This is a genomic window from Salinicola salarius, from assembly GCF_002179555.1.
Classification (GTDB): domain Bacteria; phylum Pseudomonadota; class Gammaproteobacteria; order Pseudomonadales; family Halomonadaceae; genus Salinicola; species Salinicola salarius_A.
This window is the reverse complement of sequence record NZ_NHOU01000012.1, coordinates 91,674-100,455: the sequence shown is the minus strand read 5'-3', so window position 1 is coordinate 100,455 and position 8,782 is coordinate 91,674. Positions and strand designations below refer to the sequence as shown.

Sequence of the window (8,782 nt, the reverse complement as noted above, 5' to 3'; positions counted from 1 at the left end):
GGATCAGGCAGCGTGACCTGAATAGTTACATCAATTCTTTCTCATAGCGCTGGTTATCGCTGATCTGAAGCCAGGCGCCGGCGGCCACGCGCAGCACCCGCTTGATGCGCCACTCGCCGTGCACCAGCAGGTACATCCCCTCGTGCAGCGGATTGCGGCTTCAGTTCGTCTTTTTCTCCGAGAAACCAGCACCAATCCCACTGTGTCAGCTGCATGGGTGTATCCGAAGAGAAAGCTAGAAACGCTATGTCACCACTCCCAAGCTCACGGCTGCTCACAAAACTTAGGACGACAGTACCGAAAACCTGAACGGCTGTCATTCCTGAATTAGGAAATGACTGCTCAGATGAGGCATAGCTGCAGGAAGAGCGACAGCACGGGAGAAAGGCCGTCCAAGGACGTCTTGAAGGAGCCTATGGAAGCCAGGTGCTAGGTGTGGGTCAAAGTGTGGGTCAAAAAGATACAGACAAAGAAAAAGCCGCTGAAATCAGCGGCTTAATCAAAATTCGTGGCGGAGGGGGAGGGATTCGAACCCTCGAAGCCTTTCGACTTACACACTTTCCAGGCGTGCTCCTTCGACCACTCGGACACCCCTCCGCATTGTCATTCCGTTCGCAATGGCTGTGCCGCTGCGTTCAGAACGGCGCACATAGTATCGAGCTAAACCTGTGATCGCAAGCCATTTTTCCTTTTCCGGCGACCTTTTACGTTATTCGTGCACGACAGGCCGCCGAGTCAGGACCAGCGTTCCACGTATTCGTCCGGATTGCGCGCTGGCGCGCTGGGGTAGCGCCCTCCTGCCTGGCCCAGGTAGAGGTAGCCGATCAGTTCTTCATGCTCGCCGAGGCCGAGACCACGCCATACAGTCTTGTCGTGCGCGTAGGTGCCGGTGCGCCACATGGCGCCGAGTCCCTGCGCGTAAGCGGCGTAAAGCATGGCATGGGCGGCACAGCCGGCCGAGATGATCTGCTCTACCGGCGGTACCTTGGGCAGATCGGGGGTGATTCTGGCGATCACGGCGATGATCATGGGGGCGCGCTTGGGCTTCTTGCGGGCGGCGTCGAGGCTACCGTCGTCGATATGCGGGTTGGCCTGGTAATCGGACTGGGCGAAGAGTTCACCCAGCCTATCGAGCCCTTCCCCGCTGATCTCGATGAATCGATATGGCGTCATTTCCTTGTGATCCGGCGCCCGCAACGCCGCGCGATAGAGCGCGTCCAGCTGCTCGGCGGTCGGTGCCGGACCGGCCAACTTGCCCATCGAGCGGCGCTCGTGCAGCAGTGTCATGGCATCCATGTGTAGCTCCTTCGACGATACCGGTAATGAGACTCAATGCCTGGTCGCCTGACTCTACGTCAAAAGCGTCACTGCCGCAGCAGCCGTGCGGGCAGCTCCGGCGCCCAACCCGGCGTGGCACGCCACGGGTTGATATCCAGCCCGCCGCGACGCACGTAGCGTGCCATCACCAGCAGCGCCTGCGGGCGGCAGCGCGCCATCAGGTCGACGAAGATGTGCTCGACGCAGTGCTCGTGGAAGTCCTGATGCTGGCGATAGGAGACGATGTATCGCAACAGGGCGGCGCGGTCGAGCCGCGGGCCACGGTAGGCGATCAGCACGCTTCCCCAATCCGGCTGGCCGGTGACCGGGCAGTTGGATTTGAGCAGGTGGGAATGCAGCGTCTCCTCGACGACATCGCCCTCGTCGCAGGCAAGCAGCGCCGGTGACGGCGTGTAGCGGTCGATATCGACTTCGATCTCGTCGATGCACTCCCCAGCCGTCGGCCGGGGCGCCAGCGCGGCGTCATCGACACCAAACAGCTCCACGGTGACCGGCGCTCCGGCGGCCGCGCTCAGGTCCCGCTGCAGGAATTCGATCACCGCCTCGCGGTCGGCGAACGTCGTCTGGTTGAAGCTGTTGAGGTAGAGCTTCCAGGACTTGGATTCGATCAGCCGGGGCGAGTCTGCCGGCAACCGGAAGCGCGCGACGGCCACGACCGGCTTGCCGCGCAGATCGAGCCAGGAGAGTTCGAACGCCCACCACTCGTCGCCACCCACGAAGGGCAGCGACGATGCCTCGATGCCCAGCGGCGCACGGTTGGCCGCGCGCTCGATGGGAAACAGCAGCGAGGCGTCGTAGCGCTCGGGATAGCTGGAGACTTCCCCGAGCGGTGCGTCGACCAGGGTCTGCGGTCGATCCTGGTTCATGAGCGAATCCCCTTGCCGCGATTGAGCATCCACAGCGCCAGGAACCAGAACGCGACGATGAAGATGGCAATGGCGACCAGCGCGCCGCCGACGGGAATGTCGGAGATACCGAGAATGCCGTAGCGGAAGGCGTTCACCATGTAGAGGATCGGGTTGATCATCGTCACGTTCTGCCAGAACTCCGGCAGCAGATCGATCGAGTAGAACACGCCGCCCAGGTAGGTCAGCGGTGTCAGCACGAAGATCGGAATGATCGAAATGTCGTCGAACTTCTTCGCCAGCAGGGCGTTGACGAAACCGCCGATCGAGAACAGCAAGGCGGTCATGATCACCACCATCAGGGTCAGCAGCGGATGGTGAAGGTCGAGATGGGTAAAGAACAGCGACACCACCGTCACGATCAGCCCCACGCCGAGCCCGCGCGCCGCCCCGCCGATGACGAACCCGGCCAGGATGACCCAGTTGGGCATCGGCGAGACCATCATCTCTTCCACGCTGCGCTGGAACTTGTTGGAGAAGAACGACGAGGCCACGTTGGAGTAGCTGTTGGTGATCACGGACATCATGATCAGCCCCGGCACGATGTAGGACATGTACGAGATGCCGTGCATCTCGCCGACACGGGAGCCGATCAGGTTGCCGAAGATGATGAAGTACATCGTCATGGTGATGGAGGGCGGCACCAGCGTCTGCGGCCAGATCCGCAGGAAACGGCGTACTTCCTTGACCACCATGGTCCAGAGAGAAATCAGCAGTTGCCGGGTATTCAAGACGCCGTCTCCTTGGCCTGTGGGGATGTCTCGGGTTGCTTGTCGATACCGGTCGCGGCCTCCGGCTGCGAGGTCATCGACACGAACAGTTCTTCCAGCCGATTGGCGCGGTTACGCATCGAGAGCACGCGTACGCCCTGCTCCGTCAGTTGCTGGAAGGCGTCGTTGAGATCGGTACCCTTCCGTACCGACAGCGCCAACTGGTGCGAGTCGACCCGCTCGATCTCGAAGCCTTTGACCAGCGGTGCCGTTTCCAGCGGCTCGGCAAGGTCGAGCAGAAAGGTTTCGGTATCCAGCTCGGTCAGTAAACCCCGCATCGAGGTGTTCTTGATGATCTCGCCGCGATTGATGATCGCGATGTTGCGACACAGGCTCTCGGCTTCTTCGAGATAGTGCGTGGTCAGGATGATCGAGGTGCCCTCTTCCTCGTTGATCCGTCGCATGTATTCCCACATGCTGCGACGCAGTTCGATATCCACGCCGGCGGTGGGCTCGTCGAGAATCAGCAGGCGCGGACGATGGATCAGCGCGCGGGCGATCATCAGCCGGCGCTTCATGCCGCCGGAGAGCATGCGGGCGGCGCCGTTGCGCTTGTCCCACAGGCCAAGATCCTTGAGCAGGCGTTCGCAGCGCGGCCTGGCTTCCTTCATCGGCATGCCATAGTAGCCGGCCTGGGTGAGGATGATGTCCTCGACCTTCTCGAACTGGCTGAAATTGAACTCCTGCGGCACCACCCCAAGGGCGTATTTGGCCTTGGCGAAGTCCTGGTCGATATCGATGCCGAGGATCTTCACCTGCCCCGCCGTTTTCTGAACGAGCGAGCAGACGATGCCGAGCGTGGTGGATTTGCCTGCCCCGTTGGGGCCAAGCAATGCAAAAAAATCGCCCTGAGCGACATCGAGATCGATGCCCTTCAGGGCCTCAAAACCATTACCGTAGACTTTGGTCAGCCCGCGGATGGACAGTGCCGGTTCTGCCATCAGGGTTTCCTGCCATGTTTATGAAATCAAGGTTCGCAACATCAAGCGATACGAGGTGCCAGCCAATATGGGGGCAGTCCCGCCGGGTTCAATCTTTAGCAGACGAATGGATGGCCCGATAAGAACAACGCGAAAATTCCGACTACGCCGCACTGTCGCCAGCCTGATCCTAGAGAAACCGAAGAGAGTGGCGTCCGGGGTTCGAACCCCTGTTACCGCCGTGAAAGGGCAGTGTCCTGGACCACTAGACGAATGGGACGTAATTTGGAGCGGGAAAGGAGATTGACCGGGCTGGCGTTCCAGCTCACGACCCTCGCCTACCGTTCCTACGCTTACGATATGGAGCGGGAAAGGAGATTCGAACTCCCGACCCTCGCCTTGGCAAGGCGATGCTCTACCACTGAGCTATTCCCGCTTATCGCTGTCGACACCTTCCGGCGGCGACGTCATGACCTGGCGATCATGAAGTGGCGTCCCATAGGGGGTTCGAACCCCTGTTACCGCCGTGAAAGGGCGGTGTCCTGGACCACTAGACGAATGGGACGCAAAAGAAGAGATGCGATATGGAGCGGGAAAGGAGATTGACCGGGCTGGCGTTCCAGCTCACGACCCTCGCCTACCGTTCCTACGCTTACGATATGGAGCGGGAAAGGAGATTCGAACTCCCGACCCTCGCCTTGGCAAGGCGATGCTCTACCACTGAGCTATTCCCGCTTATCGCTGTCGACACCTTCCGGCGGCGACGTCATGACCTGGCGATCATGAAGTGGCGTCCCATAGGGGGTTCGAACCCCTGTTACCGCCGTGAAAGGGCGGTGTCCTGGACCACTAGACGAATGGGACGCAAAAGAAGAGATGCGATATGGAGCGGGAAAGGAGATTGACCGGGCTGGCGTTCCAGCTCACGACCCTCGCCTACCGTTCCTACGCTTACGATATGGAGCGGGAAAGGAGATTCGAACTCCCGACCCTCGCCTTGGCAAGGCGATGCTCTACCACTGAGCTATTCCCGCTTATCGCTGCCGACACCTTTCGGTGACGACGCCATGATCTGGCGATCATGAAAGTGGCGTCCCATAGGGGGTTCGAACCCCTGTTACCGCCGTGAAAGGGCGGTGTCCTGGACCACTAGACGAATGGGACGCATATTGGAGCGGGAAAGGAGATCGATCGGACCGGCGTTCCGGCTCACGACCCATACTGCCTATCTGACGCTACCAAAAAATGGAGCGGGAAAGGAGATTCGAACTCCCGACCCTCGCCTTGGCAAGGCGATGCTCTACCACTGAGCTATTCCCGCTTATCGCTGCCGACACCTTTCGGTGACGACGCCATGATCTGGCGATCATGAAAGTGGCGTCCCATAGGGGGTTCGAACCCCTGTTACCGCCGTGAAAGGGCGGTGTCCTGGACCACTAGACGAATGGGACGCATATTGGAGCGGGAAAGGAGATCGATCGGACCGGCGTTCCGGCTCACGACCCATACTGCCTATCTGACGCTACCAAAAAATGGAGCGGGAAAGGAGATTCGAACTCCCGACCCTCGCCTTGGCAAGGCGATGCTCTACCACTGAGCTATTCCCGCACCGTACTTCGCTTGAACCGAGTGGCGTCCCATAGGGGGTTCGAACCCCTGTTACCGCCGTGAAAGGGCGGTGTCCTGGACCACTAGACGAATGGGACGTGATGTCTCGGCTCCGTCGAAGTGGCGCGTATGTTACTGAGCCGTTTTTGAGGTGTCAAGCGATTGATTTCACCGATTTTCACCACAACCCAATCAAGGCTGGTCAGCGGCCGACAAATGGCCTGTAATGCAGGGCACGCAGCCGAAGCGAATAGTGCCAAAGCGATGAGGAGAGCGAACATGAGCAAGGTACAGAAGACAGAAGCCGAGTGGCGCGAGCAGCTGACTCCCGAGCAGTACCACGTCACCCGCGAGAAAGGCACCGAGCGGCCTTTCACCGGCGACTATCAGGTCGAGCCGGTCCAGGGCATCTATCATTGCATCTGCTGCGGCGCCCCGCTGTTCGAGAACGAGCACAAATTCGAAGCCCACTGCGGCTGGCCGAGCTTCGACCGCCCCTTGGCAGCGGCAGCAGTCGAGGAGCATCAGGACGACAGCCATGGCATGCGCCGGATCGAGGTGACCTGCCGGCGCTGTGATGCGCATCTTGGCCACGTTTTCCCGGACGGCCCGGCGGAAACCACCGGCCAGCGGTACTGCATCAACTCCGTGGCGATCACGTTCCACGCGGGCGAATAACCCCCCACTATCGAGCCACGCCGAGCGGGCAGCCATTCTGATAAGATGGCTGCCCGCTTTTCGTTGGGCTCGCCCGACAGGCACGACACAAGCATTGCAGGCATAAGCAGGCACGACGCAGTCATTGCAGGCACAAAAAGTAGGCAGGAGACAGGTATGCTCGGCTGGTATCCCGGACACATGAACAAGGCGCGGCGCCAGATCACCGAGGCGCTGCCGGAAATCGACGTGGTGATCGAAGTACTCGATGCCCGTCTGCCCTACTCCAGCGGCAACCCGATGCTGGCCGAACTCACCGAGCACAAGCCGGTCCTCAAGATTCTTTCCCGCGCCGATCTGGCCGATCCCGAAGCCACGAAACAATGGGTCGCGTTCTTCGACGCGCAGCCGGACAGCCGCGCCATTGCCGTCACCACCACCCAGGCTCGCGAGCTCAAGCAGATCCCGGCGCTTTGCCATGAACTGGCAGGCCAGGTACGCGCCGACCGCGATGTCCGCGTGATGGTGATGGGCATACCCAACGTGGGGAAATCGACCCTGATCAATGGGCTGGCCGGCCGCAAGATCGCCAAGACCGGCAACGAGCCGGCGGTGACCAAGCGCCAGCAGAAGATCCGAATCGACGGCCGCGTCTCGCTGATCGACACGCCAGGCGTGCTGTGGCCCAAGATCGAGAACCAGGCCAGCGCCTATCGACTCGCCGCCAGCGGCGCGATTCGAGACACCGCGATCGAATACGTCGACGTTGCCATCGTCTGTGCCGCCGAGCTGGCCAAGCGCTACCCCGAAAGCCTGCGCGAACGCTACAAGCTCAGCGAACTCCCCGTCTATGTGCCCCCGACCGACACCGACATCGTGGACGCCGACGGACCCAGGCTGGTCGACCTTCAGGCCAGGGCCGGCTTCGACGGGCACGCGATCATGAACGAGATCGCCCGCAAGCGCGGCGGACTGAAGGCCGGCGGCGTGATCAATCTGCATCGCGGTGCGGAAGTGCTGCTGCACGAGCTGCGCGACGGCAAGCTGGGCAGGCTCACCCTGGAACTGCCCGAAGACATTCCCGAGCCCATCGAGGAAGCTCTCGACGAATCCGAAGGCTGACCCTCACCCTGCTGAGCTGGTGAAATCCTGCCGCTTCTGCCCCTTGCGCCGCGCCCGCGCGGCGTTATGCTGGAACCTCGGCGACGCAGCCCGCCGAGAAGATACTGCCTGAACGCCTTCAAGAATGGCTCATGGCTTCATTCAGTACTTCCCTGACCCTCTAACCTTTATCCACCCGCCTGACTTTTTAGGCTGTGCAGCATACGGAAGCCCCATGAACAGCCCCATTCGGAAATCGCACAAGCTCGACAATGTCTGCTACGACATTCGCGGGCCCGTTCTCGATCATGCCAAGCGGCTCGAGGACGAAGGCCATCGCATTCTCAAACTGAACATCGGCAACCCAGCGCCCTTCGGTTTCGAAGCGCCTGAAGAGATTCTTCAGGACGTGATGCGCAACCTGCCGACAGCACAGGGTTACTGCGACTCCAAGGGGCTCTACTCGGCGCGCAAGGCGATCATGCAGGAGTGCCAGCGCAAGGGGATTCCCGGCGTCGGCGTCGAGGACGTGTTCATCGGCAACGGGGTTTCCGAGCTGATCGTGATGGCGATGCAGGCCCTGCTGAACGATGGCGACGAGGTGCTGATCCCCGCCCCCGACTACCCGCTGTGGACAGCTGCCGCCAACCTGTCCGGCGGCCACCCGGTTCACTACCTGTGCGACGAGGCCGCCGACTGGTCGCCGGATATCGCCGATATCCGCGACAAGATCACGGCCCGCACTCGCGCGATCGTGCTGATCAACCCCAACAACCCCACCGGCGCCGTCTATCCGCCGACCGTGGTCAAGGAGATCCTGACGATCGCCCGCCAGCATGGCCTGGTCGTGTTCTCCGACGAGATCTACGACAAGATCCTCTACGATGGCACCGAGCACGTTTCCACCGGCGCCCTGGCCGAAGACGATCAACTGGTCGTGACCATGAACGGCCTTTCCAAGAGCTACCGCTGTGCCGGTTTCCGCTCGGGCTGGATGATTCTGTCCGGCGGCCAGGGCAAGCAGAACGCCGAGGACTTCATTCAGGGGCTGAACATGCTGGCCTCGATGCGCCTGTGCGCGAACGTGCCGGCGCAGCACGCGATCCAGACCGGGCTTGGCGGCTATCAGTCGATCAATGACCTGATCCTGCCCGGCGGGCGCCTGCTGGCCCAGCGCGATGTGGTGTTTGATAAGCTCAATGCCATTCCCGGGGTTTCCTGCGTCAAGCCCAAGGGCGCGCTCTACGCCTTCCCGCGGCTCGACCCGGAGGTCTATCCGATCCACGACGACGCCCAGATGGTGCTCGATCTGCTGCTGCAGGAGCGCATCCTGCTGGTGCAGGGCACGGCCTTCAACTGGTCGACGCCGGATCATGTCCGCATCGTGACCCTGCCCTGGGCGGATCAACTGAGCGATGCCATCGACCGCTTCGCTCGCTTCCTGTCGCGCTACCGTCAATGATTCATGAGGCCGCGCGTCGCT

At 61.2% G+C, this 8,782-nt stretch carries 7 protein-coding genes and 11 tRNA genes; 3 read left to right on the top strand and 15 right to left on the bottom strand.

The genetic code is table 11. The features are described 5' to 3' along the window. Window positions 1-509: 509 nt before the first annotated feature. The 15 genes from CCD76_RS11170 to CCD76_RS11100 all read right to left on the bottom strand — a co-directional run bounded on the left by CCD76_RS11170 (window position 510) and on the right by CCD76_RS11100 (window position 5,639). Window positions 510-597 (bottom strand) — tRNA-Ser (locus CCD76_RS11170). Between the two features lie 138 nt (window positions 598-735). Beyond that, complete coding sequence (locus CCD76_RS11165; protein ID WP_087719585.1) at window positions 736-1,296, bottom strand: nitroreductase family protein; 561 nt, start codon at window positions 1,294-1,296, stop codon at window positions 736-738. Window positions 1,297-1,364: 68 nt separating this feature from the next. After that, entirely contained in the window at window positions 1,365-2,204 is an 840-nt protein-coding gene (queF, locus tag CCD76_RS11160; protein WP_087719584.1) for an NADPH-dependent 7-cyano-7-deazaguanine reductase QueF, read from the bottom strand. Next, a complete protein-coding gene (locus tag CCD76_RS11155) occupies window positions 2,201-2,974 on the bottom strand; it encodes an ABC transporter permease (protein ID WP_087719583.1) in 774 nt (257 codons plus the stop codon). The genes queF and CCD76_RS11155 overlap by 4 nt, the downstream gene beginning before the upstream one ends. Beyond that, window positions 2,971-3,954 carry an ABC transporter ATP-binding protein gene (locus tag CCD76_RS11150; protein WP_087719582.1) on the bottom strand — a complete coding sequence of 328 codons (984 nt, stop codon included), beginning with the start codon at window positions 3,952-3,954 and terminating at the stop codon, window positions 2,971-2,973. Before CCD76_RS11150 ends, CCD76_RS11155 begins: the two co-directional genes overlap by 4 nt. Window positions 3,955-4,294: 340 nt before the next feature. After that, window positions 4,295-4,369 (bottom strand) — tRNA-Gly (locus tag CCD76_RS11145). A gap of 53 nt (window positions 4,370-4,422) precedes the next feature. Next, window positions 4,423-4,498 (bottom strand) — tRNA-Glu (locus CCD76_RS11140). A gap of 95 nt (window positions 4,499-4,593) precedes the next feature. Continuing rightward, window positions 4,594-4,668: transfer RNA gene (locus CCD76_RS11135), tRNA-Gly, on the bottom strand. Window positions 4,669-4,721: 53 nt separating this feature from the next. Next, window positions 4,722-4,797, bottom strand: a tRNA-Glu gene (locus CCD76_RS11130). A 95-nt stretch (window positions 4,798-4,892) separates the two neighbouring features. After that, a tRNA-Gly gene (locus CCD76_RS11125) sits at window positions 4,893-4,967 on the bottom strand. Window positions 4,968-5,021: 54 nt separating this feature from the next. Then, a tRNA-Glu gene (locus CCD76_RS11120) sits at window positions 5,022-5,097 on the bottom strand. An 82-nt stretch (window positions 5,098-5,179) separates the two neighbouring features. After that, a tRNA-Gly gene (locus tag CCD76_RS11115) sits at window positions 5,180-5,254 on the bottom strand. Window positions 5,255-5,308: 54 nt separating this feature from the next. Continuing rightward, window positions 5,309-5,384 (bottom strand) — tRNA-Glu (locus CCD76_RS11110). Window positions 5,385-5,466: 82 nt separating this feature from the next. Beyond that, a tRNA-Gly gene (locus tag CCD76_RS11105) sits at window positions 5,467-5,541 on the bottom strand. A 22-nt stretch (window positions 5,542-5,563) separates the two neighbouring features. Next, window positions 5,564-5,639: transfer RNA gene (locus CCD76_RS11100), tRNA-Glu, on the bottom strand. Between the two features lie 181 nt (window positions 5,640-5,820). On the opposite strand from CCD76_RS11100, the gene msrB reads away from it, so the two are divergent. The 3 genes from msrB (at window position 5,821) to CCD76_RS11085 (ending at window position 8,761) form a co-directional block, all read left to right on the top strand. Beyond that, window positions 5,821-6,219: a peptide-methionine (R)-S-oxide reductase MsrB gene (gene msrB / locus CCD76_RS11095; RefSeq protein ID WP_087719581.1), complete on the top strand. Its 399-nt coding sequence runs from the start codon at window positions 5,821-5,823 to the stop codon at window positions 6,217-6,219. 156 nt (window positions 6,220-6,375) lie between these two features. Further along, window positions 6,376-7,320: a ribosome biogenesis GTPase YlqF gene (ylqF, locus tag CCD76_RS11090; RefSeq protein ID WP_087719580.1), complete on the top strand. Its 945-nt coding sequence runs from the start codon at window positions 6,376-6,378 to the stop codon at window positions 7,318-7,320. Between the two features lie 214 nt (window positions 7,321-7,534). After that, complete coding sequence (locus tag CCD76_RS11085) at window positions 7,535-8,761, top strand: pyridoxal phosphate-dependent aminotransferase (protein ID WP_087719579.1); 1,227 nt, start codon at window positions 7,535-7,537, stop codon at window positions 8,759-8,761. Window positions 8,762-8,782: the final 21 nt, after the last annotated feature.

Coding starts and splice junctions, on each gene's coding strand:
- CCD76_RS11150 (WP_087719582.1), bottom strand. CDS start 3,954: ATGGCAGAACCGGCACTGTCCATCCGCGGGCTGACCAAAGTCTACGGT.
- ylqF (WP_087719580.1), top strand. CDS start 6,376: ATGCTCGGCTGGTATCCCGGACACATGAACAAGGCGCGGCGCCAGATC.
- CCD76_RS11085 (WP_087719579.1), top strand. CDS start 7,535: ATGAACAGCCCCATTCGGAAATCGCACAAGCTCGACAATGTCTGCTAC.
- queF (WP_087719584.1), bottom strand. CDS start 2,204: ATGAACCAGGATCGACCGCAGACCCTGGTCGACGCACCGCTCGGGGAA.
- CCD76_RS11165 (WP_087719585.1), bottom strand. CDS start 1,296: ATGGATGCCATGACACTGCTGCACGAGCGCCGCTCGATGGGCAAGTTG.
- msrB (WP_087719581.1), top strand. CDS start 5,821: ATGAGCAAGGTACAGAAGACAGAAGCCGAGTGGCGCGAGCAGCTGACT.